Below are 25,492 nucleotides of genomic sequence, written 5' to 3'. Positions count from 1 at the left end.
CGTGACCACCCCACAGAGCCGCGTCCCGGAGAAGCCCGTCCTCGAAGGCCTCGAGGAGAAGTGGGTCGGCGTATGGGCCGATCAGGGCACCTACGCGTTCGACCGGACCAAGACCCGCGACCAGGTGTACTCGATCGACACCCCGCCGCCCACCGTCTCGGGCTCACTGCACGTCGGTCACGTCTTCAGCTACACGCACACCGACCTCATCGCGCGCTACAAGCGCATGCGCGGCCTCGAGGTCTTCTACCCGATGGGCTGGGACGACAACGGCCTGCCCACCGAGCGTCGCGTGCAGAACTACTACGGCGTCCGCTGCGACCCGTCGCTGCCGTACGACCCCGACTTCACGCCGCCGGCCAAGCCCGACCCGAAGAAGCAGATCCCGATCAGCCGTCGCAACTTCATCGAGCTGTGCAACGAGCTCGTCGTCCGCGACGAGCAGGTCTTCGAGAAGCTGTGGCGCACGCTCGGCCTCTCGGTGGACTGGTCGCAGACCTACACCACGATCGGCCACGACGCGCAGGCCACGAGCCAGCGTGCGTTCTTGCGCAACCTGTCGCGCGGCGAGGCCTACAGCCAGGACGCCCCCACCATGTGGGACGTCACGTACCAGACCGCGGTCGCCCAGGCCGAGCTCGAGGCGCGCGACTACCCCGGCCACTACTACCGGGTGGCGTACCACCTGGCCGACGGCCGCAAGGTGCACATCGAGACCACGCGTCCCGAGCTGACGCCCGCCGCCGTCGCGCTCATCGCGCACCCCGACGACGAGCGCTACCAGCACCTGTTCGGCACCACCGCCCACTCGCCGATCTTCGGCGTCGAGGTGCCCGTGCTGGCGCACACGCTCGCGGATCCCGAGAAGGGCTCCGGCATCGTGCACTGCTGCACCTTCGGCGACCTCACCGACGTGCAGTGGTGGCGCGAGTTCGACCTGCCGAACCGCACCGTGATCGGCCGCGACGGCCGCATCCTGCGCGAGACGCCCGAGTGGATCGCGGGCGGCCCCGGCGAGGCCGTGTACGCCGAGCTGGCCGGCAAGACCGCGTTCAGCGCGCGCGAGGCGATGGCCGCCGCGCTCAAGGAGTCCGGCGACCTCGACGGCGAGCCCAGCGCCACCCAGCGCATGGCGAACTTCTACGAGCGCGGCGACAAGCCGCTCGAGATCGTCTCCACGCGCCAGTGGTACATCAAGAACGGCGGCCGCGACGCCGAGCTGCGCCAGCACCTCGTGAGCCTCGGCGACGAGATCGACTGGCACCCCGGCTACATGCAGTCGCGGTACACGAACTGGATCGAGGGCCTCAACGGCGACTGGCTGGTCAGCCGCCAGCGGTTCTTCGGCATCCCGTTCCCGGTCTGGTACCTGCTCGACGCCGACGGCGAGCCCGACTACGACAACCCGATCCTCGCGCCCGAGTTCGACCTGCCGGTCGACCCGGCCTCGCAGGCACCGGCGGGCTTCGACGAGTCGCAGCGCGGCCAGCCCGGCGGCTTCATCGCCGACCCCGACGTCCTCGACACGTGGGCCACCTCGTCGCTGACCCCCCAGCTGATCTGCGGCTGGGAGCGCGACCTCGACCTGTTCGAGCGCACGTTCCCGATGGACCTGCGTCCCCAGGGCCACGACATCATCCGGACGTGGCTGTTCTCCACCGTCGTGCGCTCCAACCAGGAGTTCGGCACGGCGCCGTGGAAGCACACCGCGCTCTCGGGCTTCGTGGTCGACCCCGACCGCAAGAAGATGAGCAAGTCCAAGGGCAATGTCGTCGTCCCCGACGAGATCCTCGAGAAGTTCGGCGCCGACGCCGTCCGCTGGCGTGCCGCCGGCGCCCGCCCGGGCGCCGACTCGCCGTTCGACGAGACGCAGATGAAGGTCGGCCGCCGCCTCGCGATGAAGGTGCTCAACGCGAGCAAGTTCGTCGTGGCGCCGGTCGAGCAGTACGGCCTGGGCGCCGACGCCTCGCTGCTGGACCCCGCACTGGTCACCGAGCCGCTCGACCGCGCGCTGCTCACGGGCCTGCGCGACGTCGTCGAGACGGCCACCGCGCACTTCGAGGCCTACGACTACACGTCGGCGCTCGAGGTCACGGAGAAGTTCTTCTGGGACTTCTGCGACGACTACCTCGAGCTGGTCAAGGAGCGCGCCCGCGGCGAGGACACCGCCGGCACCTCCGCCAAGGCCACGTTCGTGCTGGCGCTCTCGGTGCAGCTGCGCCTGCTCGCGCCGTTCCTGCCGTACGTGACCGAGGAGGTCTGGTCGTGGTGGCAGGAGGGCTCGATCCACCGCGCCGCCTGGCCCGCCCCCGACGCCGACCTCGCGGTCGAGACCTTCGACGCGCGCCTGCTGGCGATCGCGGGCGAGGCCCTCGCGGGCATCCGCGGCGCCAAGTCCACGGCGAAGGTCAGCCAGCGCACCGAGGTCACGGCCGTGTCGGTCACGGGTGACGCCGCCGCGCTCGAGCTGCTCGACGCCGCGCTGCCCGACGTGCGGGCCGCCGGCCGCGTGGTGGGCGAGGTCGTCACCACCGCCGGCGAGGGCGCCCTCGTCGTCGACGCCACGCTCGCCGAGGCCTGAGCCTTCGGACGCCCGTCCGGTCGAACACTGGTCGGGCGTCCGCCGCGCCGCGTAGACTTCCACGAAAAGTCACACAGTCCCACAGGGACGTCGGGGGAGGTCGCGTGTACGCCGCTGAGCGCCAGGTGCTGTTGGCCGAACGGCTGGCCAGTCAGGGGCGGGTCTCCGTCAACGAGCTGGCCGCCGAGCTGGAGGTGTCCACCGAGACGATCCGGCGCGACCTCGCGGTCCTCGAGCGCGCGGGCGCCGCGCGCCGCGTGCACGGCGGTGCGGTGCTCTCCTCGTCCTACTCACGGCTCGAGGCGAGCCTGACACAGCGCACGGGCGAGCGACCCGACCTCAAGGCGCGCATCGCGACCGCCGCGCTGAAGTTCCTCCCCGAGACCGGTGGCAGCGTCCTGCTCGACGGTGGCAGCACGGTGGCCCACCTCGCCGAGGTGCTGCCCACCGATCGCCGCCTCACCGTGCTCACTCACAGCGTCGCGATCGCGCACCAGCTGCTGGGGCACGAGGGCATCGCCCTGCACACCCTCGGTGGGCGCGTGCGAGAGGTCACCGGCGTGGCCGTCGGCCACACCACGGTGGAGGCGCTGCGGGCCACCCGCGCGGACGTCGCCTTCATCGGCACGAACGGCATCGCGCCCGACCACGGCTTCAGCACGCCGGACTCCGAGGAGGCCGCCGTGAAGCACGCGCTGGTCGAGTCGGCGCGCACGCGGGTGGTGCTGGCGGACTCGACCAAGTTCGGCCCGCACCAGGTGTTCTCGTTCGCGGCCCTCACCGATGCCACGGCCGTCGTCACCGACGATGGCGTCAGCGACCGCGGCCGCGCGATGCTCGAGGAGCTCGGCGTCGAGGTCGTCGTCGCCTGACTGCCATCCCCGGGGGACGAGATGTGCTCCATTTTCCACGATTGAAGGGCGTTCAAACGTCGAGAATGGAGCACATCTCGGGACGGGCGGAGGCTACTCGGCGGGCTGGGTGGCGAAGTCGATGCCGGAGTTCTGCAGTCGGTTGATGAGGGCCGAGCCCATCGCGACGGCCGTGGTGGTCTGGCCGGACACCGCGGGCAGGTCGTCGTAGGCCAGGCACATCGCCGACTCGGCCAGCATCTTGGCGGTCTCGGTGTAGCCGGGGTCGCCGCCGCGCACGGTGGTGACGACCTTGGTGTCGCCGCCGGTGCCCACGAGCGTGAGGGTGAACCACGACTTCGCGCGCTCCTCCTCGCTCGGTCCGTCGCCGGCCGACTTGAGCTTGACCAGCAGCGCCCGCACGGGCGGGATCTGCGCGCCCACGGCCACCGCGCCCAGCAGGGGCGCGGCCAGTGCCATCATGCGCCGCGTGCGGAAGTGCGCGTGATGCTCGTACGTGAAGTCGGGGCCGTAGCGGTCGAGGGCGCGCGCCGAGCGCAGCACGATCTGCGGGTCGATCGTGGGCAGCGGCACGCCGAAGCCCTTGGCGGGCGGCTCGGCCCGGCCGACGCCTCCCCCGCCGCGCACGCGCCGGTCGGTGGGACGTCCCTCGCGCGCCCGGCGCTGCTTCGCCGCGGCCCGCGAGCCCCGGAACTGGCCGATCTGCCCGAGCGCCGAGTGATAGGTCCCGGCCGAGAAGCTGGCCTTGGCGCGGATGTAGCCCTTGATCGTGATCGGCGTGCCCGCCGGCAGCTGCTGGACCGTGTAGAGGACGCCGAGGTCGTACGGGATGGAGTCGAAGCCGCAGGCGTGCACGAGCCGGGCACCCGTGGCCTCGGCGGTCTCGTGGTACTTCAGCCACATCTCGTCGACGAACTGCGGCTCACCGGTGAGGTCGACGTAGTCGATGCCCGCCTCGGCCGCGGCCCTGACCGCCGGCTCGCCGTGCTCGAGGTACGGACCGACCGTGCTGATGAGGACGCGCGTGCCCTCGGCCATCGCGGCCATCGAGGACTCGTTCGCCAGGTCGGCGACGACGATCTCCGGCGCGGTGCGGCCCGTGGCGGCGATCCGCTCGGCCACCTGCTCCAGCTTGGCGCGCGAGCGCCCTGCGATCGCCCACGTGGCGTCGGCGGGCAGGTGCACCGCGAGGTAGTCGGCGGTGAGCCCGCCGGTGAATCCGGTGGCCCCGAAGAGGGTGAGATCGACCATGGGTCGACGCTATACCGCGGTCAGCTCGCCTTCTTGTCGGCCTCGTCGTGCGTCAGCACGGTCGGGCTCGCGTGACCACGGACGGTCTCGGCCGTGACGATCACCTTGGCGACGTCCTCACGGCTGGGGATCTCGTACATGACGTCCTGCAGGGCGTCCTCGACGATCGAGCGCAGGCCGCGGGCGCCGGTGTCCCGCTCGAGGGCCAGGTCGGCCATCGCCTCGCACGCCTCCTCGGTGAACTCCAGCTCGACGTCGTCGATCGCGAACAGGCGGATGTACTGCTTCGTCAGCGCGTTGCGCGGCTCGGTGAGGATCGAGACCAGCGCCGGCTTGTCGAGCTTGTTGACCGCCGCGATGACCGGCAGACGGCCGATGAACTCGGGAATCAGGCCGAACTTCAGCAGGTCGGTCGGCACGACCTTCGACAGCTTCTGCGCGTCGTTCTCGTCGACGACGGGCGCGAGGTCGGAGTTGAAGCCGAGCGTCTTCTTGCCGCTGCGCTGCTCGATGATCTGGTCGAGGCCCGCGAACGCGCCACCGACGATGAACAGCACGTTGGTGGTGTCGATCTGGATGAACTCCTGGTGCGGGTGCTTGCGACCACCCTGCGGCGGCACCGAGGCGGTGGTGCCCTCGAGGATCTTCAGCAGCGCCTGCTGCACGCCCTCGCCCGACACGTCGCGGGTGATGGAGGGGTTCTCGCTCTTGCGGCTGATCTTGTCGATCTCGTCGATGTAGATGATGCCCGTCTCGGCCTTCTTGACGTCGTAGTCGGCGGCCTGGATGAGCTTGAGGAGGATGTTCTCGACGTCCTCGCCGACGTAGCCGGCCTCGGTGAGCGCGGTGGCGTCGGCGATCGCGAACGGGACGTTCAGCATCCGCGCGAGGGTCTGCGCGAGGTAGGTCTTGCCACAGCCGGTGGGACCGACCATGAGGATGTTCGACTTGGCCAGCTCGACGGTCTCGTCCTTGTTGATCCGACCGGACGCCTGGGCCTGCACGCGCTTGTAGTGGTTGTAGACCGCGACGGCGAGCGACTTCTTCGCGCCCTCCTGACCCACCACGTAGGTGTTGAGGAACTCGTAGATCTCAGCGGGCTTGGGCAGCTCGCCGAGGCTGACCTCGGCGCCCTCCGCGAGCTCTTCCTCGATGATCTCGTTGCACAGGTCGATGCACTCGTCGCAGATGTAGACGCCAGGCCCGGCGATCAGCTTCTTGACCTGCTTCTGGCTCTTCCCACAGAACGAGCACTTGAGCAGGTCGGCGGTCTCACCAATGCGTGCCATGCGTGTTTCCTGTCGTTTCCTGGCGGTCCCCCCACGATGCCACATGCAGGCATCGTGAGGGACCCGTCAACGGCGTTTGCGTCCGGACGTGTCGCTCAGACCGGGGTCTTGAGCGTCTCGAGGACCTGGTCGATGATCCCGTACTCGACGGCGGCCGGGGCCGTCAGGATCTTGTCGCGCTCGACGTCGCGGCTGACCTCCTCGGGCGTCTTGTTCGACGCCTCGGCGATCATCTTCTCCAGCAGCTCGCGCATGCGGATGATCTCGTTGGCCTGGATCTCCAGGTCGGAGATCTGGCCGCCCGTGCCCTCGGTGTAGGGCTGGTGGATCAGGATGCGGCTGTTCGGCAGCGCGAAGCGCTTGCCCGGCGTGCCGGCGGCGAGCAGCACCGCGGCGGCCGAGGCGGCCTGGCCCAGGCAGAAGGTCTGCACGTCGGGCTTGACGTAGCGCATCGTGTCGTAGATCGCCGTCAGCGCGGTGAACGAGCCGCCGGGGCTGTTGATGTAGATGCTGATGTCGCGGTCGGGGTCCATCGACTGCAGGCACAGCAGCTGCGCCGTGACGGCGTTGGCGACGTCGTCGCTGATCGGGGTGCCGAGGAAGATGATGCGGTCCTCGAAGAGCTTCGCGTACGGGTCGATCCGGCGGAAGCCGTAGGACGTGCGCTCTTCCCACTGGGGAATGTAGTAGCTCATCGCGACACCTTCCTGGAGAGGCGACGGTAGGTCGGCGTCGCGATTCGGAGTCCTGAATTGATCACTCGCTGGCGCTCGCTCATCGGACGTCTCCTGCCGTGTTGACGATCTCGTCGATCAGGCCGTACTCCTTGGCCTGCGCGGGCGTGAACCAGCGGTCGCGATCGGCGTCGGCCTCGATCTGCTCGACGCTCTGACCGGTGTGCTGGGCCTGCAGCTCGTTGAGCTGCTTCTTCAGCAGGATGGACTGCTCGGCCTGGATCTTGACGTCCGACGCCGAGCCGCCGATGCCGCCCGAGGGCTGGTGCATCATGATGCGCGTGTGCGGCAGCGCGTAGCGCTTGCCCGCGGTGCCGGCGGCGAGCAGGAACTGGCCCATCGAGGCGGCCAGGCCCATGCCGACGGTGACGATGTCGTTCGAGATGAACTGCATCGTGTCGTACATCGCCATGCCCGCGTCGACGGAGCCGCCGGGGCTGTTGATGTAGAAGAAGATGTCGGCCTCGGGGTCCTCGGCGTTGAGCAGCAGCAGCTGCGCGCAGATCGCGTTCGCGTTCTGGTCGCGGACCTCCGAGCCGAGGAACACGATGCGTTCCTTCAGCAGACGGTTGTAGATGTGTCCGTCGAGGTCGGAGGGACCCGCCTCGACGGCCATCTGGGGGCTCATGGGTGCGTTCACGTCTTTGACCCTAGACCGCCGAGACGACGCAGACACGCGCCCGGCACCCATGTTCGCCATCGGCGTACAGGCTCCTCTCAGGCGACGTGCGCCTCGACCTCGGCCGAGATCGCCGCGAGGGTGCGGACCATCCCCTCGAGCAGCTCGTCGTCGTGGCTCTCGATGCCGCCCAGGGCGAGGGTGGCCACGACCCGGCTCAGCAGGCTGCGGCGCCCACCCGCGAGGTCACGGCGCAGCGTGAGCCTGGTGCCCCCGGCCTCCGGGTCGAGGCGATAGCTCCAGCGCGCGGCGGGTCCGTAGACGTGAAAGGCGAGGCGCTGCGGCCGGACCACGTCGACGTAGCGGCTCACCGTGGGCCAGGCGAAGCCCTTGCGCTTGTTGAGGTTGAGCGAGACCTGGTTGTGGCTCAGCCGGCGCGGGTAGAACAGCTGCGCCCACGTCTCGGGGCTCCAGCGGCGCATGCGGCGCTGGTCCTTCAGCACGTCCCAGACCTTCTCGGGCGGGGCCGCGACGAACGTGGAGGTCTCGAGCGGCGGGACTCCCCCGCTCAGGCTTTTCCCGCGAGGTCACCGCTCTCGGCCGCGGCCTTGATGCGCTCGAGGGTCTGGCGCATGCCCTGCTCGAGCTCGACCTCGAAGTTGTCGGTGCCGCCCAGGACGCGCTGGGTGAGGAAGTTCGACAGGTTCGACACGCCGTGCGGGGCGTGGCGGCTCTCGGTGAGGCGGGTGCCGCCGGCGGCCGTGGGCTCGAGGTCGTACGACCACACCGTGCCGTTCTCGGCGATCTTGAACGCGAACCGCTTCCCGGGCACGAACTCCTTCACCTTGGAGCGGGTGGGCCAGAACAACGGGCCGCGGCGGTTGACATTGATCGTGGTGGTGCCGACGCCGACGGGTCCCTTGCCGCGGACGATCATCTTGCGGCACTGCGGGCTCCAGCGCGGCATCTGCGCCGGGTCGCTGACCAGGTGCCAGACGACCTCGGGCGGCGCCTCGATGTCGATGGTCGCCGAGATCTCCTCGCGGTTGGCCATGGTGGTCTCCCCTCGTCGTGCGGTCGTTGCCACGGGAGCCTAGTGGACCGTGACAGCAGAACTGTCACATGGGGGTGACCCCGCTCACAGTGTGGGCGGTCAGGACTCGAGCTGGCGCACCCGGCGCGGCCGCGCGTTGACCCACGAGACCAGCCAGTCGGCGATGCGCGGATGGTTCAGCAGCGCGAGGTGGTGGGCCGACGGGAGGTACTCCAGTCGCGCGTGCGGGACGACCGGTCCGTGCCGCCCGATCCCGGCCGAGGACGAGAAGTGCACGATGAGGTCGCCCAGCACCGCGCTGAACGGGTGGCGCTGCGTCGCGCCCACCGTGGCGGCGACGAAGTGGTACTCCGCGTGCGCGAGCGGAGCCGCCGCGATCCGGTCGAGGCCCCAGCGCGCCGTGAGGTCCTGTCCCTCCCACTCGTCGGCCGTGATGTAGCCGTGGCGCAGGTCGACGATGCCCGCCGACCGCGCGTCGAGGATCGCGCCGAACGGCGTGGACTGCGGCCAGATGCGCAGGATCCGCGAGCCCAGGTGCGCGGCCTTCTCCAGGTTGGCGCCCGCGTGCGGCGTGCCCAGGCAGACCACGTCGCTGACGCGGTGCGCCCAGCCGTGACCCGCGACCGTGGCGCGGTTCGTGGCCGCGCGCACGACGAGCCCTCCCATCGAGTGACCGACCAGCGTGATCCGCTCGACCGCCACGGGCCACGCGCCCATGAGCTGTTCGAGCAGCTCGTCGAGGTGCTGGCCGTTCTCCGAGACGTGCAGGCCGGTGTTGTAGCGCAGCAGGACCGGGGTGGCGTCGGTGTCGGCGGCCACCCGGTCGGCGTACGTGGGCCGGTCGCGGCCGCGCCCCCAGGACTCCTCGTTCTCGCACAGCCCGTGGACGAGGACGACGAGGTGGCTCGTGGCGTCGGGGTACGCCTGGCGCAGCTTCCACGGCGTCGCCGGAATGTCGGCCCCGGCGTGCCGCAGCGACATCGTGATCGCCTGCGGGTCGCCGAGGAGACGCAGCTCGTCGCCGATCAGGCCGTTCACCGCGGAGCGGACCTGCCGTCCGAGGCGCGTGCCGTCGACCGGAGCCCCCACGCCGCGCGCCGCCAGCGACCGTGCCGCGCCGCCCGATCGTCGCAGGACCGCCGAGAGCGAGCCGTAGACCGAGCCCGCGACCGCGTCGTGCACGGCCTCGGGGACCCGGCTGCCGACGATCCGCGTCGCGCCGAAGGCCCGACGAGCGACGGCGGCGTGCACGTCGCGCACGGTGCCGAGCACGAGGCGGTCGCCGTACTCGAGCGCGAGCGCGGCGACGTCGGTCGTGCGCGCCGTCGGGGACATGGCCCCATGGTGCCGCACTCCCCCGCGTCGCAGCCACGCGATCTCGGACCGTGAACGGCAGCCGCCCCCGCGAGCCGGGGCTCGCGGGGGCGGGATCACCGTGGGGTGGAGGACCTCAGAAGATCCAGCCGCAGTTCGAGCTGAAGCCCTTTCCCGCGATGAGGTCGTTGAAGAATCCGACCGCCTGACCGCTGCCCTCGTACCCGGAGGCGACGTGAGTGGGGGCGAACAGCGTGCTGTACGAGATCTTCGATCCCTTCGCGCACCAGTCCTTGGCGGCCTGCTTGACGGTCGCGTTCGGGATGACGTCGTCGGCCCACGACGACGTCACCTTGAACGGCACGTCGATCTTCTTCGACCCGAGCTTCAGCTGACCGAGCCGAGCCGCGATGTCCGCCCGCGACAGGTAGGACGTGATCGTCTTGCCCTCCTTGGTCAGCGTCTTGGTGTCGAGCCAGCCGCTCGGCAGGCTCTCGGGCAGGCAGCCGTAGTCGGTGTCGGCGCCGTCGAGCAGCTTCTGGCCCGCCGCATTGGTGAGGTCGCGGATGCCCAGCTCGGGGTACGTGACGTCGAGCATCTTGACCGCGAAGAGCATGAACGTCTGGTACGGACCGTGCTCGATGTTCTTCGCGATCGCTCCGAGGTCGACCGTGGGAGCCGTGGCGTGACCGCCCTTGATCCGCAGCTCGGGCGCGTAGGTCGGGGCCAGCTCGAGCGCGCCGGCCGTGGCTCCGCCGCCCTCGGAGAAGCCCTGGAGGAACACCGGAGCGGTCTTGGAGTAGCCGAGGTTCTGCGCCGCGCGCACCACGTCGAGCGCGTTCTGGCCCAGCGCGACGTTGTTGGCGTACGGGTGGGTGCCGGGCGTGCCCAGACCCTCGTAGTCGGTCATGGCGACGGCGTAGCCGGCGTCGTAGAACTGCTTGAGCCAGTTGCCGTCGTAGAGCTGCGCGGTCGCCACGAGCTTGCTCGGCGCGCAGCGGTCGTTGAGTCCCTGGGTGCCCGGGCTCAGCGAGATGATCGGACGCTCGCCGCCCTTCGTCCAGGCGGCCTTGGGGACGATGACCGTGCCCGTGACGGCGGTCTTGTTGCCCTTCGCGCCGGTCGAGACGTACTGGACCTTGGTGACGGTGGCGTCGGCCTTGCCGCCGAGGGCGTCGAGGGCGTAGGTGCCGGGCGCCTGCTTGAGGATCGTGCCGGGGCTCGCCGAGATGGTCGCCGGCGGGGTGTAGACGTCCTCGGCGGCCTGCGCCGGTGAGGACAGGGAGGTCACCGCGAGCGCGGCGACGGCTGCGGCCGCGAAGGTCGCGGCGAAGGGGCGTGGGTTCACATTCACTCCTGAGCGTCGTTGGTGGGAGAACGACCTGTAACCGATAGTTACAGTAACGAGGAGTTACGTTCTCGTGTGAAGTGGATCACGTCAAGCCCCCGTCCCACGAACTCCCCCTCACGCGAGAGAGCCGGCACCCCGAGGGGTACCGGCTCTCTCAGCGGGGTGGGACGGGCCCACCGGGGATCACTGCTCCTCGGACGCCTCGTCCTCGTCGCTGCCGATCGTGCCGTCGGCGCGCAGGTTCTTCAGGTCGACGGCGTTGCCGGACTTGTCGGTGACCTTCGCGGACTCGACCAGCGCGGCGAGCGCCTTCCCGCGCAGCACCTCGCTGATCATCTCGGGCACGTGATTGTGCTCCATGATGTGCTGGATGTACGAGTTCGGGTCCTCGCCGGACTGCTGGGCGCGGCGCATGATGTGCTGGCTCAGCTCGTCGTTGTCGAGCGGGTACTCGTTCTCCTCGACCAGCTGGTCCAGGACGAACTGGGCCACGATCGACTCGCGGACGTCGCGCTCCAGCTCGGACTCGAACTCCTCGACGGTCTTGCCGTCCTCCTGGTCGTTCAGGTAGTCCTCGAGCGTCAGGCCGGCCATCGCGAGCTGCTGGTCCATCTGCTGACGACGGTTGGCCAGCTCACCCTCGGCGAGGCCCTCGGGCATCGGCGCCTCGATCTTGGAGACGAGCTCCTCGAGGACGAGGTCGCGGGCCTCGGCGGCCTGCTCGATGCGCTTGCCGCGCGTGAGGCGCTCGACGAGGTCGGCGCGGAACTCGTCCATGGTGTCGAAGTCCGACGCCATCTGGGCGAACTCGTCGTCGAGCTCGGGCAGCTCGGTCTGGCGCACGTCCTGCAGCGTGACGGTGACGTCGACCTCGTCGCCCTTCAGCTCGCCACCGACCAGGGTGGTGGAGAAGGTCTTCGACTCGCCCTTCGACAGACCGGTCACGGCCTCGTCGAGACCGTCGAGCATCGTGGCCTTGCCGATGACGTAGGGCAGACCCTCGGCCTGCGCCTCGTCGATCAGCGAGCCGTCCTTGTTGGCGGCGGAGAGGTCGATCGAGATCGAGTCGCCCTCGGCGGCCGGGCGGTCGACCTCGGTGAAGGTGGCGAAGCGCTCGCGCAGCTGGTCGAGCTGCTCGTTGACGTCCTCGTCGGCGACCTCGATGTCCTGGACCGTGACCTCGATCTGCGAGGCGTCGGGGATCTCGAGCGTGGGACGCACGTCGAGCTCGGCGGTGACCTCGATGGTCTCGCCGTCCTCGAACTTCGTCAGGTCGATCTCGGGCTGGCCGAGCGGCGTCGTGTTGGTCTCCTGCAGAGCGGCGGTGTACCAGCCCTGGAGTGCGGAGTTGAGAGCCTCGTCCAGGACGGCGCCACGGCCGACGCGCTGGTCGATGATCGCCGCGGGGACCTTGCCCTTGCGGAAGCCGGGGACCTGGATCTGCGCACCGATGGTCTTGTAGGCCTTGTCGAGGTTCGGCTTGAACTCCTCGAACGGCACCTCGATGGTCAGCTTGACCCGGGTGGGGCTCAGCGATTCGGTGCTGCTCTTCACGTGTTGACTCCTGCGTCGGTGGGCTCTCGGACAGCCCACGGAGTCCTCACGCAGGCCAGCGTCCAGTCTACGGGGCGCCCGTGGTGGCGGGTCAAACGGGCTGCCGCGCGCGGGCCTACACTGATCGGTGCCTCCGGGATGTGGCGCAGCTTGGTAGCGCACCTGCTTTGGGAGCAGGGGGCCGCAGGTTCGAATCCTGTCATCCCGACCATGGTCCGCGCACCGAGCGAGGACGCGCCCCGCTCGTCCGCGCCGCCTAGGCTGTCAGCATGACGACCGACTCGGCGACCGGACGGGTGGTCCACGCCCGCGTGGTCGACGAGCCCCTCGACGTGGGCGAGCACCTCGCCGCCGTCGCCGGGCCCGCACACGGGGCGATCGACGTCTTCGTCGGCACGATCCGCGACCACGACCCCGATGCCGACGCCTCCGTCGTGCGCCTGGAGTACGAGGCCCACCCCGACGCCGAGGGCATGATGAACGCGCTCGCGGGGCAGGTCGCGCTCAACACGGGCGCCACGGTCGCGATCTCGCACCGCTACGGCACGCTCGGGGTCGGCGACGTCGCCGTCGTGATCGCCAGCGCCGCGCCGCACCGCCGGGAGGCCCTCGAGGCCACGCGTGCCCTCATCGAGCTGATCAAGACCGAGGTGCCGATCTGGAAGCGCCAGACCGACGCCGAGGGCCGGTCGGACTGGGTGGGCCTGTGACCCTCGTCGACGGCTTCGGCCGCGTGCACCGCGACCTGCGGATCTCGCTCACCGACAAGTGCTCGCTGCGGTGCACCTACTGCATGCCCGCCGAGGGCGTGCCGTGGATCGAGCGCGACAGCATCCTCACCACCGACGAGCTCGAGCGCGTCGCCCGGGTGTGCGTCGGACTCGGTGTCACGTCGATCCGACTCACCGGCGGCGAGCCGCTCGTGCGCAAGGACGCCGTCGAGGTCGTGCGCCGGCTGGCGGCCCTGGGCCCCGAGGTCTCGATGACCACCAACGGCCTGCGTCTGGCCGAACTCGCCGAGCCGTTGAAGGAGGCCGGCCTGTCGCGCCTGAACATCTCGATCGACACGCTCGACCGCGAGCGGTTCGCCCAGCTCACCCGCCGCGACCGGCTCGACGACGTGCTGGCGGGGATCGATGCCGCGCGCGAAGCCGGGTTCACGCCGCTCAAGCTCAACGCCGTCGCGATGCGCGGGGTCAACGAGGACGAGCTCGTCGACCTCGTCGAGTTCGCGGTCGGCAAGGGCGCCCAGCTGCGGTTCATCGAGCAGATGCCGCTGGACGCCGGCCACACGTGGGACCGCGCCGCAATGCTGAGCGGCGAGGAGATCCTCGCGCAGCTGCGCACGCGCTGGCGTCTCGATCCCGTGCCCGGCCGCGGCTCCTCCCCCGCCGACACCTGGTCGCTCGACGGCGGGCCGGGAACGGTCGGCGTGATCGCCTCGGTCACCGCTCCGTTCTGCGCGGCCTGCGACCGCATCCGGATCACCGCCGACGGTCACGTGCGCAACTGCCTCTTCGCGCGCGACGAGTCCGACCTCGTGCCCGTCCTGCGCGGCGGCGGCAGCGACGAGGACCTCGAGCGGATCGTCACGGCGTCGATCGCGGCCAAGCGCGCGGGCCACGGGATCGACTCGCCCACCTTCGTGCAGCCCGACCGCCCCATGAGCGCCATCGGCGGCTGATCGGCTCAGCCCCCGGCGTAGGGCGGGAGGACGTCCACGGTGCCGCCCTCGGGGATCGGGGTGGAGCGCTCGGTCGTGCGCGTGCCCTCCAACAGCACCGAGCAGCGCGTCAGCACCGGCCCGAGGTCGGTGAAGCGCCGCGAGAGGTCATCGAGCAGCTCGCCGATCGTGGCGGCCTCGGACGTCGTCTCGGAGAGTTCCGCGGCCTCGCGGGCGGCGGCGAACAGGCGCACTCGGACCGGTTGCATGCAGCCAAACTAACCTCCGCGAGGGCTGGCCACGATCCGGCGAGCGGGTAGCGTCGACTCGGTGAGCCGTTCCAGCCTTCCCGAGCTCCTCGTCGAGCGGGCCCGCGGGCGAGCCCCGGTGTGCGGCGTCACCCGCGTCATCGCGATCGACGGACGCAGCGGCTCGGGCAAGACGGCGCTGGCCCTCGACGTCGCCGACCTGACCGGTGCGCCGATCCTGCACCTCGAGCGGCTCTACCCCGGCTGGCACGGCCTCGCGCGCACCCCCGCGATGGTGCGCGCCCTGCTCGCGGACCTGGCCATCGGCGAGGTCGGCCGCGCCCGGCTGTGGAACTGGGAGCGCGACGAGCCGGGCAGGTGGCTCTCGCTGCGGCCGACCCCCGAGCTGATCATCGAGGGCGTCGGCGCCGGTGCCACCGTGCTGCGCCCGTTCCTCAGCCACCTGGTCTGGCTCGAGGCGCCCGAGGACCAGCGTCGAGAGCGGGCGCTCGCCCGCGACGGCGCGACCTACGAGCCGTGGTGGGACGTATGGGCCGCGCAGGAGGAGGAGTACCTCGCCTCGGACCACACCCGCGAGGTCGCCGACCTCATCGTGTCGACGGGTGCCTGACGCCGACGGGGTCTGTGGCATCATGGACGTGGCGCTCCGGCGCCGCGCGGACGTAACTCAATGGCTAGAGTCCCTGCCTTCCAAGCAGGATGTTGCGAGTTCGAATCTCGTCGTCCGCTCCACCGCCGCCGCGGGATCAGTCCCGCGGCCGCCGCACGAGGGCCACGACGGCCCGCACCGCCAGGAACGCGATCCAGGCGCCGCCGAACACCACGAACACCCAGCCCTTCTCGGGGTCGCTCGTGCTGGTCAGGATGAACACGCCCATCAGCAGCACGGCCACGCACGTGACCAGCAGGGCCCACGAGGAGAGCGGCGCGCGCGGGGTGTCGTCCATGCCAGCACCCTACGACCCGGTCACGACGGGCGAGTCAGTCCGGCAGCCGATGCAGGATCAGCACGGCGCGGTCGTCCTCGCCGGGCTCGGTCTGGCCGAGGATGCGCGCGGGGGCGCCGTCCATGCCCTGGCTGATCGCGATCCTCGCCGCGCCCCGGAGCCACTCGATGCCGACCGCGAGGTCGAGCGTGCGGGTCTCAACGACGCCGTCGGTGTAGAACATCAGCGCCTCGCCCGGCTCGATCACGCCGGTGGACCCGCGGAACTCGGGCCGGTCGATGATGCCGAGCGCCAGGCCGCGGGCGCCGGTGACGGTCCACTCCTGCTGGTCGGGCTTCCACTGCATCGCCGGCGGGTGGCCCGCGTTGAGCAGCTCGTAGCCGCCGGTCTCGAGGTTGACGAGCACGTGGACGGCGGTGGCGAAGCCCTCGTCCCACGACTGGCGCAGCAGGTAGTCGTTGCCCGCGGCGAACAGGCCCACGGGCGGCAGCGAGCCGATCAGACCGCCGAGAGCTCCCGCGAGCTGCAGCGACTGGGTGCCCGCGGAGACGCCCTTGCCGCACACGTCGACGAGGACCATCTCGAGGTACTTCTCGTCCTTGGACAGGTTGGCGACGAGGAAGTCACCGGCGAACTTGGCCGAGCCGGCCGACTCCATCGCCGACTCGCTGACCCAGCCCTCGGGCAGCTTCGGCACGGCGCCCTGGGCCTGCAGGCGGTCGCGCAGCTCCATCAGCATCGCCTCGCCCAGCGCGGCGGGGAGACCGGAGCGGGTGCGCGACGAGCTGTAGAGCAGGATGCCGGCGCCGATGTACACGGCCAGCAACGACGCCGGACGGGCGGAGTTCCAGCCGCTGTCGAGCGTGTAGACCAAGGACGACACCGTGGCGGCGAACAGCACGATGAACGTCAGCGAGGCCTGGGGCCACCACTGCAGCAGCATCCCGCCCACGATGATCGGCAGGATGAACATCGTGCTGGGCATGATCGCGTACCAGGTCAGGCTCACGATGAACATGACGACGGTGACCAGCAGCAGGGCCGCCAGGACCGCCATCTGTCCGTCCTTGGAGCCCGAGCGCCATTCGCGGGCGTTCGAGGACAGATAGCGACCGACCGGGTCGCGTCTGAGGCCTCGCACCGTGCTCACGGACCGACCTTATCGGCGCCGCTGGCAGCGCGGACACCAGAACAGGTTTCTGGCGGCCAGAACCTCGGTGCGGACCTTGGTCCCGCAGACGTGACAAGGACGTCCGTCGCGCCGGTAGACGTAGACCTCGCCACCGTGATCGTCCTCGCGCGGCGGCCGTCCCATGGCCTCGGGCTCATGCTCGGGACGCACCGTGTCGATGCGTCCGGTGCGCACGCCCTCCCCCATCAGGTCGACCAGGTCGGACCAGATGGCGAGGAACGTGCTGGGCCGCAGGTCGCGCCCCGGCGTCTTCGGGTCGAGGCGGTGACGGAAGAGGACCTCGGCGCGGTAGACGTTGCCGACGCCGGCGATGACGCGCTGGTCCATCAACAGCGTGGCGATCGGCGCCCGCGAGCGCGCCACCAGCGCGGCGGCGCGCTCGACGTCGGCGTCCGGGTCGAGCGGGTCCTCGCCGAGGCGGGCCAGCACGGCCTCGACCTCGCCGGGCGTGAGCAGCTCGCAGGCCGTGGGGCCGCGCAGGTCGGCGGTGACGCGGTCGGAGGCCAATCTCCAGCGGACTTGGCCGACGACCGGGGGCTCGGGGTCCTCGACGAACGCGAACGACCCGTACAGGCCGAGGTGCACGTGCGCCTGTTGCTCGGTGCCGGAGAAGGCGACGAACAGGTGCTTGCCGTGTGCCGTGGCCTCGACGAGCTCGCGGCCGTCGAGCCCTGCCGCCGCCTCGAAGCGGCCCTGCGGGCTGGTCGACCGCACGCTCTTTCCTCCGAACGTGCCGGTCAGGTCGAGCGCGAGCCGGTGGAGGGTGTGACCCTCAGGCACGGAGCTCGACCTGCCCGTGCCCGTTCCTCACAGGCTGCCCTTCTCCTCGTACTCGGCGAGCAGGTCGATGCGGCGCTGGTGGCGGTCGGCCTGGCTCCACTCGGTGGTGAGGAACGCCTCGACGATCTGCTCGGCCTCCTCGACCGTGTGCATGCGCGCGCCGATGCCCATGACCTGGGCGTTGTTGTGCTGGCGGGCGAGCTGGGCGGTCTCGACGCTCCAGGTCAGCGCGCAGCGGATGCCGGGGACCTTGTTCGCGGCGATCTGCTCGCCGTTGCCCGAGCCGCCGATGACGATGCCGAGCGAGCCCGGGTCGTCGACGACACCCTGGGCGGCGTCGATGCAGAACGGCGGGTAGTCGTCGAGCTCGTCGTAGGCGTGGGCGCCGTGGTCGACGGGCTCGTGCCCGTGCTCCTGCAGCCAGGTGACGAGGTGGTTCTTGAGTTCGTAGCCGGCGTGATCGGCACCGAGGTGGACGCGCATGCGGCCATTCTCGCAGGTGGGGTCAGCCCCGGACCATCGGCGTGTGGGCCATCTCGTGCACCCACGCGGCGAAGGCCCGGGCGGACTCGTCGCCCTCGAACTCGCCTAGCACGCGCACCTTCAGCTCGCGCCGGCGCTCGGCCAGCGGGTCGCGGTGCAGCATCTCGTCGAGCACCTCGGGCAGGCCCGTGAGGTCGCGGTCGACGACGTACGCGCCCGCGGCCACGGGGACCGCGTCGACGAACTCGTCGAGATCGTGGACCATGCTCACCATCAGGTACGGCTTGGCCGAGGCGAGCCAGTCCGAGACGACGCTGGACACGTCGGACACCAGCGCGTCGACGCTGTTCATGCACTCGGCGATCGACCACTCGCGGACCGCTTGCTCACCCCACACGTGACGCCCCGGCGTGGCGCGGTCGTCGTGGTCGGCCTGCAGGATCGCGTTCAGCTCGACGAGACGCTTCGACCAGTACGGGTCGCGCAGGAACACCGGGTGCGGCCGGAACACGACGTCGGCGCCGGCGTCGAGCAGGGCGCGCAGGATCCGGTCGGCCACCTTCATGGACGAGAAGTCGGTCATGCTGCCGTTGCCGATCCACGTGGGCGCGTAGAGCACCGTGGGTCGTGCGACCTCGGTGACGGGCGTGGAGGCGGGCAGGACGTCGCCCGACTGGGGGCGGCCCAGCAGCACGAAGCGCTCGCGCGGGATCTCCACACCGTGCCGGGCATAGCGCTCGACGGCGGCCTCGCCCGACGCGACCAGCACGTCGAACCGCTGGTGGCGCGAGTGGTGGCTGCCGGACTTGTCGGAGTCACCGTGGCCGAGCCACACGTGGCGCACCGAGCGGATGCCGATGAGCTTGAGGTGGCCGGGGGCGTTGTGCACGTAGAAGAAGGTCGTGAGGCTCGGCACCGTGAGGACCCGCATGTCTCCGAGGACGTCGGAGCCGGCGGAGATCCACGGCATCCGTGGCTGGATCGCGGCCCGCAGCTCGGCGCAGTAGTGGCTGCGCAGGCCGACGATGACGCCGCGGTCGCCCGACGCCAGCAGGTGCGACTCCCACATCCCGACGTGGATGGGGCCGCCGCCGTAGCCGCCGTAGCCGAGGGCGAAGCGGGGCTCGAAGTCCGCGAGCGCGCGACGGAGCGTGCGGCGGGCCCGCCAGAGGACGAGCTTGTCGGCCAGCACCGGCGTCGCGGCCGCGGCCAGCAGCACGAGCAGGAGGAGGACCACGGCGGTCGGCGCGAAGGCGACGGCGAGGGCCAGCACAGCTCCGAGCCAGCGCACGGCGACCACGAAGGGGCCGCGGTCGGGCGGGTCGGGAGCGGGGCACGTCTCGGGCTCGGGCACTCCCGGAAGGCCGTGGACGTGCGGCGGCGTGGCCGGGCGCAGCATCGCGGCGCGCACCAGCAGGGCGCCGACCACCGCGGCGGCCACGCCGGCGAGCAGCGATCCGTCGAGCGCCACGCGCACCAGAACGGCCACCACGGCGACGAGGACGATCGCGGCGGTGGAGCCGGCGAACCAGCGGTCTCGGGTGGGGACGTCGGTGCGGAAGCGGTGACGCACGTCGTCGAGCCAGCGGTCGCGGCGTCGGCGCACCCGCTCCAGCAATGTCGACATCGCACCCAACCTAGCGCTTGGACCGCGGGCCCCGGCGCCCCTCTCCCGCGCCCCTCGCCCAACTTTTGTGACGGCTTGCGGATGGTCTGAGGCTTCTCGACCGAATCTCGTCACAAAAGTCGGGGGTTGGGTCGGCACGGGCGGCCGAGGCGGCGCGAGGGCCTCAGTCGAAGATCGGCTCCCGCGTGCGCGTGCGCTTGAGCTCGAAGAAGCCGTCGTAGGACGCGAGGGCGCGGGCGCCGTCGAACACGGTGCCGGCCTGCTCGCCCTTGGGCGCCGGCGAGACGACCGGGCCGAAGAACGCGGTGTCGCCGATCGCGATGACGGGCGTGCCGACCTCCTGGCCGACGCGGTCGATGCCGTCGTTGTGCGAGGCGCGCACGGCGTCGTCGAGCGAACTGTCGTCGGCCGCATCCGCGAGCTCGACGGGCAGACCGGCCTCGGCCAGCGCCTCCTCGTACATCGCGCGGTCGAACTCACGACCTTCGTTGTGGCGACGGGTGCCGAGCGCCGTGTAGAGGTCACGCAGCACCTCGTTGCCGTGCTGCTGCTCGGCCGCGATCGCCAGGCGCACCGGGCCCCACCCGCGCTCGATCATGTCCTTGTACTCCTGCGGCACGTCCTTGTCCTCGTTGAGCACGGACAGGCTCATGACGTGGAAGGAGGTGCGGACGGGACGGACCTTCTCGACCTCGAGCATCCAGCGGGAGGTCATCCAGGCCCAGGGGCAGAGCGGGTCGAACCAGAGGTCGACGGTCTCGGTGGTGGTCATGTCCGGTCCAACACCGGATGACCCTCCCGCATTTCCTCCACCAGCGAGGCGACCACGGCGTCGAGCTCGCCGCGGTTCTGGGCGGCCACGGCGCGCTGACGCTGGTAGGAGGCGCCGCCGGCCCGCATGATGTCGCGGATCCCCTGCAGCTCCTCGGTGCAGTCGAGGTCGGCCGCGACGGGCTCGAGCTGGACCAGCAGGCGCTCGAGGTCGTCGGTGACGAGCTCCTCGCGGGCGTCGCGGTCGAGGATGAGGATCGCGTCCATGCCGTACCGCGCGGCGCGCCACTTGTTCTCCTGCACGAACCACGACGGGATCGACGGCAGCTCGCGCCCTGCGTCGAGCTCGCGCGAGTGGAACTCGACGAGGCAGTGCGTGAGGGCGGCGATGCTGGCCAGCTCGGACATCGTGGGGATGCCGTCGCAGATGCGCATCTCGAGGGTGCCGAACTTCGGCGACGGCCGGATGTCCCAGCGGATCTCGTCGAAGTGGTCGATCACGCCGGTGTGCATCATGTCGTCGACGTACTGCTCGAGCTCGTGCCACTGGTCGAACTGGAACGGCAGGCCCGCGGTGGGCAGCTGCTGGAACATGAGGGCGCGGTTCGAGGCGTAGCCGGTGTCCTGGCCGCCCCAGAACGGGCTGGAGGCGCTGAGCGCCAGGAAGTGGCCGTAGTGCGTGAGCATCGCGCGGCTGATCGGCAGCACCTTGTCGCGGTCCTCGATGCCGACGTGCACGTGGACGCCGTAGATGAGCATCTGGCGGCCCCACCACTGGGTGCGGTCGATCAGGGTGGCGTAGCGCTCCTTGTCGGTGACCTTCTGCTGGGTCCACCGGGCGAAGGGGTGCGTGCCGGCGCACATCAGCTCGACCCGCAGCGGGTCGGTGACCTCGCGCAGCCGCTCGATGCTGCGGCCGAGATCGTCGGTGGCCTCGCGCACCGTGCGGCACACGCCGGTGACGACCTCGACGGTGTTGAGGAGCAGCTCCTGCTTGATGTGCGGGTGGTCCTCGCCGTTCCCCGGAGCGACGGCGTCGAGCACCGTCTGGGCCACCTGGCGCAGGTCGCCGGAGTCCTGGTCGACCAGCGCCAGCTCCCACTCGACTCCGATCGTCGATCGCTCGGAGGCGGCGAAGGGGATGTGCATTCCTCCATCCTGCACGACTCGTCGGACCATGCCGCGACGAAAGCGCCCCGTGTGACCCAGATCGTGCCGCGGCCTGACTGTGACAGTGGGGGTGCCCAGTGCAAGAGTGGGCACCATGCCCGGTACCAACCTCACCCGCGAAGAAGCCCGCCAGCGCGCGACCGTCGTCTCCGACCCCCAGTACGACGTGCAGCTCGACCTCACCCTGGACGGCGAGCGCTTCGGCTCGGTCACCACCCTGACCTTCGCCGCCCAGCCCGGTTCGGCCACGTTCGTCGACCTGGTCGACGGCGAGCTGACCTCGATCACGCTCAACGGTCGCGAGCTCGACCTGTCGGCCTACGCCGACAGCCGCATCGCGATCGATGGGCTCGAGGCGCAGAACGAGCTCGTCGTCACGGGCACGTGCCTGTACTCGCACTCCGGCGAGGGCCTGCACCGCTTCGTCGACCCCACCGACGACAAGGTGTACCTCTACACGCAGTTCGAGGTGCCGGACGCCCGCCGCGTGTTCGCCACGTTCGAGCAGCCCGACCTCAAGGCGCAGTTCACCTGCCACGTCACCGCGCCGGCGCACTGGAAGGTCGTCTCCAACTCCCCCACGCCCGAGCCGGTCGTGCTCGACGGGGGCAGCGCCGTGTGGCACTTCGAGCCCACGAAGACGATGAGCACCTACATCACCGCGCTGGTCGCCGGCGACTACCACGAGGTGCGCGACACCTACGCCGGCGAGTACGGCCAGATCCCCCTCGGCGTGTTCTGCCGCCAGTCGCTCGTGCCGTACCTCGATGCCGACGACATCCTGCTCATCACCAAGCAGGGCTTCGAGTTCTTCGAGGGCGCGTTCCAGATGGGCTACCCCTTCGGCAAGTACGACCAGCTCTTCGTGCCGGAGTACAACATGGGCGCGATGGAGAACGCGGGCTGCGTGACCTTCCGCGACGAGATGATCTTCCGCAGCCGCCAGACGGTCTCGGCCTACGAGCAGCGCGCGAACACGATCCTGCACGAGATGGCCCACATGTGGTTCGGCGACCTCGTCACCATGAAGTGGTGGGACGACCTGTGGCTCAACGAGTCGTTCGCCGAGTTCGCGGCGCACCACTCCTCGGTGAAGGCCACGCGCTTCACCGAGGCCTGGACCGGCTTCACCAACAGCCGCAAGAACTGGGCCTACCGCCAGGACCAGCTGCCCACCACGCACCCGATCGCCGCGGACAACTACGACCTGCACGCGGTCGAGGCGAACTTCGACGGCATCACCTACGCCAAGGGCGCCTCGGCGCTCAAGCAGCTGGTGGCGTGGGTCGGCGAGGACGACTTCTTCGCCGGGCTGCGCGCGTACTTCACGAAGTACGCCTACGGGAACACCGAGCTGACCGACCTGCTCGCCGAGCTGTCCGAGGCCTCGGGCCGCGAGCTCGACAGCTGGGCCGCGGAGTGGCTGCAGACCTCCGGCGTCAACACGCTGCGCGCCGACTTCGACGTCGACGCCGACGGCCGGTTCACCCGCTTCGACGTCGTGCAGACCGCCACCGAGGAGTACCCCACGCTGCGCCGCCACCGCATCGCGATCGGCCTGTACGACCGCGGCGAGGACGGCCGTCTCGTGCGCACCGAGCGCATCGAGACCGACGTCCGGGGCGAGAGCACGTCGATCACCGAGCTCGTCGACCAGCGTCGTCCCGACCTGATCCTGCTCAACGACGACGACCTCACCTACGCGAAGATCCGCCTCGACGAGGGATCGTTCGACACCCTGCTGGCGGGCATCGCCACGTTCGCGGACTCGCTGCCGCGGGCGCTGTGCTGGGGCTCGGCGTGGGACATGACGCGCGACGCCGAGCTGCCGTCGGCGTCGTTCGTCGACCTCGTGCTGGCGGGCGTCGGCACCGAGTCCGACCTCACGGCCGTGTCGTCCCTGCTGCGCCAGGCGCAGTCGGCGATCAGCCTGTTCACGTCCGACGAGCAGCGCGTCGAGCTGGCGCGCCGCTGGGAGCAGGGCGTGGCCGAGCTGCTGGCCGCGGCCGAGCCCGGCAGCGACCACCAGCTCGCGTTCGCCCGCGCGCTGGCGGCCGCGGCCACCACCCCCGACCGCCTGCGCGACGTGCTGGGCGGCTCGGTCAAGGGGCTCGAGGTCGACGCCGACCTGCGCTGGACCCTGATCCGCGGGCTCGCCCGCCTGGGCGACGTGGACGAGGCCGAGATCGACGCCGAGCTGGCGCGCGACGACACCAACCAGGGTCGCGAGAACGCGGCCGGCGCCAGGGCTCGTCGTCCCGTCGCCGAGGCCAAGGCCGAGGCGTGGCGCAAGGTCGTCGAGGACGCGTCCACGCCCAACGAGACCCGCCGCCAGATCGCGGAGGGCTTCCAGGTGCCCGGCCAGGCCGAGCTGCTCGCGCCCTACGTCGACCGCTACCTCGAGATGGCCGACACGGTCATCGACCAGATGGGCGTGTGGATCGGCCAGAACGCGCTGATCCACCTGTTCCCGCTGGCGAACCCTTCGGCCGACGCACTCGCCAAGGTGGATGCGTGGCTCGAGTCCACCTCGGCTCCCGCGGCCGCGCGCCGCTACGTGCTCGAGGGTCGCGACGACCTGCGCCGCGCCCTCGCGGCCCGCGCCGTCAACTGACATGGGACGGCGGCCGCGCCGAGATCTCGAGAGGTCTCGGCACGGCCGCCTGACGGTCGCTCAGAGCGTCACGTCCTCCAGCATCTCGGTCACCAGCGCCGCCACGGGCGAGCGCTCCGACCGGGTGAGCGTGACGTGCGAGAACAGCGGGTGGCCCTTGAGCTTCTCGACCACCGCGACGATGCCGTCGTAGCGACCCACGCGGAGGTTGTCGCGCTGCGCGACGTCGTGCGTCAGCACCACCTTGGAGTTCGCGCCGATCCGCGAGAGCACCGTCAGCAGCACGTTGCGCTCCAGAGACTGCGCCTCGTCGACGATGACGAACGCGTCGTGCAGCGAGCGGCCGCGGATGTGCGTGAGCGGCAGCACCTCCAGCATCTGGCGGTCGACGATCTCCTCCACCACGTGCGGTGAGGCGACGGCGCCGAGGGTGTCGAACACGGCCTGCGCCCACGGGCCCATCTTCTCGTCGGAGCTGCCGGGCAGGTAGCCGAGCTCCTGGCCGCCCACGGCGTACAGCGGCCGGAACACGATCACCTTCTGGTGCTGGCGGCGCTCCATGACGGCCTCGAGGCCGGCGCAGATGGCGAGCGCCGACTTGCCGGTGCCGGCGCGACCTCCGAGCGAGACGATGCCGACGTCGGGATCGAGCAGGAGGTCGAGCGCGACCCGCTGCTCGGCCGAACGGCCGTGGATGCCGAACGCGTCGCGGTCGCCTCGGACGAGCCGCACCTGCTTGTCCGGCGTGACGCGGCCGAGCGCGCTCCCCTTGTCCGACAGCAGCACCAGGCCGGTGTGGCACGGCAGCTCGCGGGCGGCCTCGAGGTCGATCGTGCCGTCCTCGTAGAGCTCGTCGAGGTCGACCGAGTCCACCTCGATCTCGGTCATGCCGGTCCAGCCGGTCTCCAGCGCCCACTCGGCCCGGTACTCCTCGGCGGTGAGGCCGACGGCCGAGGCCTTCACGCGCATCGGCAGGTCCTTCGAGACCAGCACGACGTCGTGGCCCTCGTTGGCAAGGTTGCGCGCGACCGACAGGATCCGGGTGTCGTTGTCGCCGAGGCGGAATCCCGACGGCAGCGACGAGGCGTCGGTGTGGTTGAGCTCGACCCGCAGGGTCCCGCCCTCGTCGCCGACCGGCATCGGGACGTCGATCGTGCCGTGCTGGACCCGCAGGTCGTCGAGGAATCGCAGCGCGTTGCGGGCGAAGTACCCGAGCTCGGGATGGTGGCGCTTGGCCTCCAGCTCCGTGATGACGACGACCGGGATCACGACCTCGTGCTCGCCGAAGCGCTGCATGGCGGCCGGATCGGCCAGCAGGACGCTCGTGTCGAGGACGTAGGTCCGGTGATCGGGGCGG

24 protein-coding genes and 2 tRNA genes are annotated in these 25,492 nt (G+C 70.6%); 8 read left to right on the top strand and 18 right to left on the bottom strand.

From position 1 onward, the window contains the following. Position 1: 1 nt before the first annotated feature. Together valS and BJ975_RS02300 are read left to right on the top strand one after the other, a co-directional pair. The gene (valS, locus tag BJ975_RS02305; RefSeq protein WP_179423245.1) at positions 2 to 2,581 is read left to right on the top strand and encodes a valine--tRNA ligase; all 2,580 of its coding nucleotides are present in this window, start codon (positions 2 to 4) and stop codon (positions 2,579 to 2,581) included. Positions 2,582 to 2,685: 104 nt separating this feature from the next. Then, positions 2,686 to 3,453, top strand: coding sequence for a DeoR/GlpR family DNA-binding transcription regulator (locus tag BJ975_RS02300; RefSeq protein ID WP_179423243.1), 768 nt, complete (start codon positions 2,686 to 2,688; stop codon positions 3,451 to 3,453). Between the two features lie 93 nt (positions 3,454 to 3,546). Here BJ975_RS02300 and BJ975_RS02295 read toward each other — a convergent pair whose 3' ends face one another. The 9 genes from BJ975_RS02295 to tig all read right to left on the bottom strand — a co-directional run bounded on the left by BJ975_RS02295 (position 3,547) and on the right by tig (position 12,619). After that, on the bottom strand, positions 3,547 to 4,704 hold the full coding sequence (locus BJ975_RS02295; RefSeq protein WP_179423241.1) for a saccharopine dehydrogenase family protein: 1,158 nt from the start codon (positions 4,702 to 4,704) through the stop codon (positions 3,547 to 3,549). 20 nt (positions 4,705 to 4,724) lie between these two features. Continuing rightward, positions 4,725 to 5,993, bottom strand: a complete 1,269-nt coding sequence (gene clpX, locus BJ975_RS02290) for an ATP-dependent Clp protease ATP-binding subunit ClpX (RefSeq protein WP_179423239.1) — start codon at positions 5,991 to 5,993, stop codon at positions 4,725 to 4,727. A gap of 95 nt (positions 5,994 to 6,088) precedes the next feature. Further along, positions 6,089 to 6,688 (bottom strand): ATP-dependent Clp protease proteolytic subunit, encoded by a 600-nt coding sequence (locus BJ975_RS02285; RefSeq protein ID WP_179423237.1) that lies wholly within the window; start codon positions 6,686 to 6,688, stop codon positions 6,089 to 6,091. Positions 6,689 to 6,767: 79 nt separating this feature from the next. Continuing rightward, on the bottom strand, positions 6,768 to 7,343 hold the full coding sequence (locus tag BJ975_RS02280) for an ATP-dependent Clp protease proteolytic subunit (protein WP_179427960.1): 576 nt from the start codon (positions 7,341 to 7,343) through the stop codon (positions 6,768 to 6,770). 101 nt (positions 7,344 to 7,444) lie between these two features. Continuing rightward, complete coding sequence (locus tag BJ975_RS02275; RefSeq protein WP_179427958.1) at positions 7,445 to 7,918, bottom strand: SRPBCC family protein; 474 nt, start codon at positions 7,916 to 7,918, stop codon at positions 7,445 to 7,447. Then, complete coding sequence (locus BJ975_RS02270) at positions 7,915 to 8,400, bottom strand: SRPBCC family protein (protein ID WP_179423235.1); 486 nt, start codon at positions 8,398 to 8,400, stop codon at positions 7,915 to 7,917. Before BJ975_RS02270 ends, BJ975_RS02275 begins: the two co-directional genes overlap by 4 nt. 99 nt (positions 8,401 to 8,499) lie before the next feature. Continuing rightward, complete coding sequence (locus BJ975_RS02265; RefSeq protein WP_179423233.1) at positions 8,500 to 9,735, bottom strand: esterase/lipase family protein; 1,236 nt, start codon at positions 9,733 to 9,735, stop codon at positions 8,500 to 8,502. A 115-nt stretch (positions 9,736 to 9,850) separates the two neighbouring features. Next, positions 9,851 to 11,062: a lipase family protein gene (locus tag BJ975_RS16625; protein WP_179423231.1), complete on the bottom strand. Its 1,212-nt coding sequence runs from the start codon at positions 11,060 to 11,062 to the stop codon at positions 9,851 to 9,853. 186 nt (positions 11,063 to 11,248) lie between these two features. After that, complete coding sequence (gene tig / locus BJ975_RS02255) at positions 11,249 to 12,619, bottom strand: trigger factor (RefSeq protein WP_179423229.1); 1,371 nt, start codon at positions 12,617 to 12,619, stop codon at positions 11,249 to 11,251. 134 nt (positions 12,620 to 12,753) lie between these two features. Between tig and BJ975_RS02250 the strand changes: the two genes are divergently transcribed. From BJ975_RS02250 to moaA, 3 genes are all read left to right on the top strand, one after another. Continuing rightward, positions 12,754 to 12,830: transfer RNA gene (locus BJ975_RS02250), tRNA-Pro, on the top strand. A 58-nt stretch (positions 12,831 to 12,888) separates the two neighbouring features. Beyond that, positions 12,889 to 13,329 (top strand): molybdenum cofactor biosynthesis protein MoaE, encoded by a 441-nt coding sequence (locus BJ975_RS02245; protein ID WP_179423227.1) that lies wholly within the window; start codon positions 12,889 to 12,891, stop codon positions 13,327 to 13,329. Further along, positions 13,326 to 14,303, top strand: a complete 978-nt coding sequence (gene moaA, locus BJ975_RS02240) for a GTP 3',8-cyclase MoaA (RefSeq protein WP_179423225.1) — start codon at positions 13,326 to 13,328, stop codon at positions 14,301 to 14,303. Before BJ975_RS02245 ends, moaA begins: the two co-directional genes overlap by 4 nt. Before the next feature lie 5 nt (positions 14,304 to 14,308). Here the strand turns inward: moaA and BJ975_RS02235 are convergent, their stop codons facing one another. Beyond that, the gene (locus BJ975_RS02235; protein ID WP_179423223.1) at positions 14,309 to 14,551 is read right to left on the bottom strand and encodes a MoaD/ThiS family protein; all 243 of its coding nucleotides are present in this window, start codon (positions 14,549 to 14,551) and stop codon (positions 14,309 to 14,311) included. 61 nt (positions 14,552 to 14,612) lie between these two features. Between BJ975_RS02235 and BJ975_RS02230 the strand changes: the two genes are divergently transcribed. Further along, a complete protein-coding gene (locus tag BJ975_RS02230; protein WP_179423221.1) occupies positions 14,613 to 15,161 on the top strand; it encodes a nucleoside/nucleotide kinase family protein in 549 nt (182 codons plus the stop codon). A gap of 46 nt (positions 15,162 to 15,207) precedes the next feature. Continuing rightward, positions 15,208 to 15,283 (top strand) — tRNA-Gly (locus BJ975_RS02225). A gap of 14 nt (positions 15,284 to 15,297) precedes the next feature. Here the strand turns inward: BJ975_RS02225 and BJ975_RS02220 are convergent. The 7 genes from BJ975_RS02220 to BJ975_RS02190 form a co-directional block, all read right to left on the bottom strand. After that, on the bottom strand, positions 15,298 to 15,498 hold the full coding sequence (locus BJ975_RS02220) for a hypothetical protein (protein WP_179423219.1): 201 nt from the start codon (positions 15,496 to 15,498) through the stop codon (positions 15,298 to 15,300). Between the two features lie 34 nt (positions 15,499 to 15,532). Continuing rightward, positions 15,533 to 16,648, bottom strand: a complete 1,116-nt coding sequence (locus tag BJ975_RS17050) for a PP2C family protein-serine/threonine phosphatase (protein WP_179423217.1) — start codon at positions 16,646 to 16,648, stop codon at positions 15,533 to 15,535. Positions 16,649 to 16,657: 9 nt separating this feature from the next. Next, positions 16,658 to 17,470, bottom strand: coding sequence for an Fpg/Nei family DNA glycosylase (locus tag BJ975_RS02210; protein ID WP_179423215.1), 813 nt, complete (start codon positions 17,468 to 17,470; stop codon positions 16,658 to 16,660). A 27-nt stretch (positions 17,471 to 17,497) separates the two neighbouring features. Then, complete coding sequence (locus tag BJ975_RS02205) at positions 17,498 to 17,953, bottom strand: ribose-5-phosphate isomerase (RefSeq protein WP_179423214.1); 456 nt, start codon at positions 17,951 to 17,953, stop codon at positions 17,498 to 17,500. A gap of 22 nt (positions 17,954 to 17,975) precedes the next feature. Continuing rightward, positions 17,976 to 19,580, bottom strand: a complete 1,605-nt coding sequence (locus BJ975_RS02200) for a CDP-glycerol glycerophosphotransferase family protein (RefSeq protein WP_179423212.1) — start codon at positions 19,578 to 19,580, stop codon at positions 17,976 to 17,978. Positions 19,581 to 19,743: 163 nt separating this feature from the next. Continuing rightward, complete coding sequence (locus BJ975_RS02195; protein ID WP_179423210.1) at positions 19,744 to 20,352, bottom strand: mycothiol-dependent nitroreductase Rv2466c family protein; 609 nt, start codon at positions 20,350 to 20,352, stop codon at positions 19,744 to 19,746. Further along, a complete protein-coding gene (locus tag BJ975_RS02190; RefSeq protein WP_179423208.1) occupies positions 20,349 to 21,500 on the bottom strand; it encodes a glutamate--cysteine ligase in 1,152 nt (383 codons plus the stop codon). Before BJ975_RS02190 ends, BJ975_RS02195 begins: the two co-directional genes overlap by 4 nt. 115 nt (positions 21,501 to 21,615) lie before the next feature. Here BJ975_RS02190 and pepN point away from each other — a divergent pair, with 115 nt between their 5' ends. Beyond that, complete coding sequence (pepN, locus tag BJ975_RS02185) at positions 21,616 to 24,135, top strand: aminopeptidase N (protein ID WP_179423206.1); 2,520 nt, start codon at positions 21,616 to 21,618, stop codon at positions 24,133 to 24,135. Positions 24,136 to 24,195: 60 nt separating this feature from the next. Here pepN and BJ975_RS02180 read toward each other — a convergent pair whose 3' ends face one another. Then, positions 24,196 to 25,431, bottom strand: a complete 1,236-nt coding sequence (locus BJ975_RS02180) for a PhoH family protein (RefSeq protein ID WP_179427955.1) — start codon at positions 25,429 to 25,431, stop codon at positions 24,196 to 24,198. Between the last annotated feature and the right edge of the window lie 61 nt (positions 25,432 to 25,492).

The sequence above is a fragment of the Aeromicrobium tamlense genome, from assembly GCF_013408555.1.
Taxonomy (GTDB): Bacteria; Actinomycetota; Actinomycetes; order Propionibacteriales; family Nocardioidaceae; genus Aeromicrobium; species Aeromicrobium tamlense.
This window is presented reverse-complemented; position numbering and strand designations above follow the sequence as displayed.

Excerpts from the sequence above, each read along its gene's own strand:
- BJ975_RS02295 (WP_179423241.1), bottom strand. The coding sequence starts at position 4,704 with ATGGTCGATCTCACCCTCTTCGGGGCCACCGGATTCACCGGCGGGCTC.
- clpX (WP_179423239.1), bottom strand. The coding sequence starts at position 5,993 with ATGGCACGCATTGGTGAGACCGCCGACCTGCTCAAGTGCTCGTTCTGT.
- BJ975_RS02285 (WP_179423237.1), bottom strand. The coding sequence starts at position 6,688 with ATGAGCTACTACATTCCCCAGTGGGAAGAGCGCACGTCCTACGGCTTC.
- BJ975_RS02280 (WP_179427960.1), bottom strand. The coding sequence starts at position 7,343 with ATGGCCGTCGAGGCGGGTCCCTCCGACCTCGACGGACACATCTACAAC.
- BJ975_RS02270 (WP_179423235.1), bottom strand. The coding sequence starts at position 8,400 with ATGGCCAACCGCGAGGAGATCTCGGCGACCATCGACATCGAGGCGCCG.
- BJ975_RS02265 (WP_179423233.1), bottom strand. The coding sequence starts at position 9,735 with ATGTCCCCGACGGCGCGCACGACCGACGTCGCCGCGCTCGCGCTCGAG.
- BJ975_RS02245 (WP_179423227.1), top strand. The coding sequence starts at position 12,889 with ATGACGACCGACTCGGCGACCGGACGGGTGGTCCACGCCCGCGTGGTC.
- BJ975_RS02235 (WP_179423223.1), bottom strand. The coding sequence starts at position 14,551 with ATGCAACCGGTCCGAGTGCGCCTGTTCGCCGCCGCCCGCGAGGCCGCG.
- BJ975_RS02220 (WP_179423219.1), bottom strand. The coding sequence starts at position 15,498 with ATGGACGACACCCCGCGCGCGCCGCTCTCCTCGTGGGCCCTGCTGGTC.
- BJ975_RS02205 (WP_179423214.1), bottom strand. The coding sequence starts at position 17,953 with ATGCGCGTCCACCTCGGTGCCGATCACGCCGGCTACGAACTCAAGAAC.
- BJ975_RS02200 (WP_179423212.1), bottom strand. The coding sequence starts at position 19,580 with ATGTCGACATTGCTGGAGCGGGTGCGCCGACGCCGCGACCGCTGGCTC.
- BJ975_RS02195 (WP_179423210.1), bottom strand. The coding sequence starts at position 20,352 with ATGACCACCACCGAGACCGTCGACCTCTGGTTCGACCCGCTCTGCCCC.
- BJ975_RS02190 (WP_179423208.1), bottom strand. The coding sequence starts at position 21,500 with ATGCACATCCCCTTCGCCGCCTCCGAGCGATCGACGATCGGAGTCGAG.
- pepN (WP_179423206.1), top strand. The coding sequence starts at position 21,616 with ATGCCCGGTACCAACCTCACCCGCGAAGAAGCCCGCCAGCGCGCGACC.
- BJ975_RS02180 (WP_179427955.1), bottom strand. The coding sequence starts at position 25,431 with ATGCAGCGCTTCGGCGAGCACGAGGTCGTGATCCCGGTCGTCGTCATC.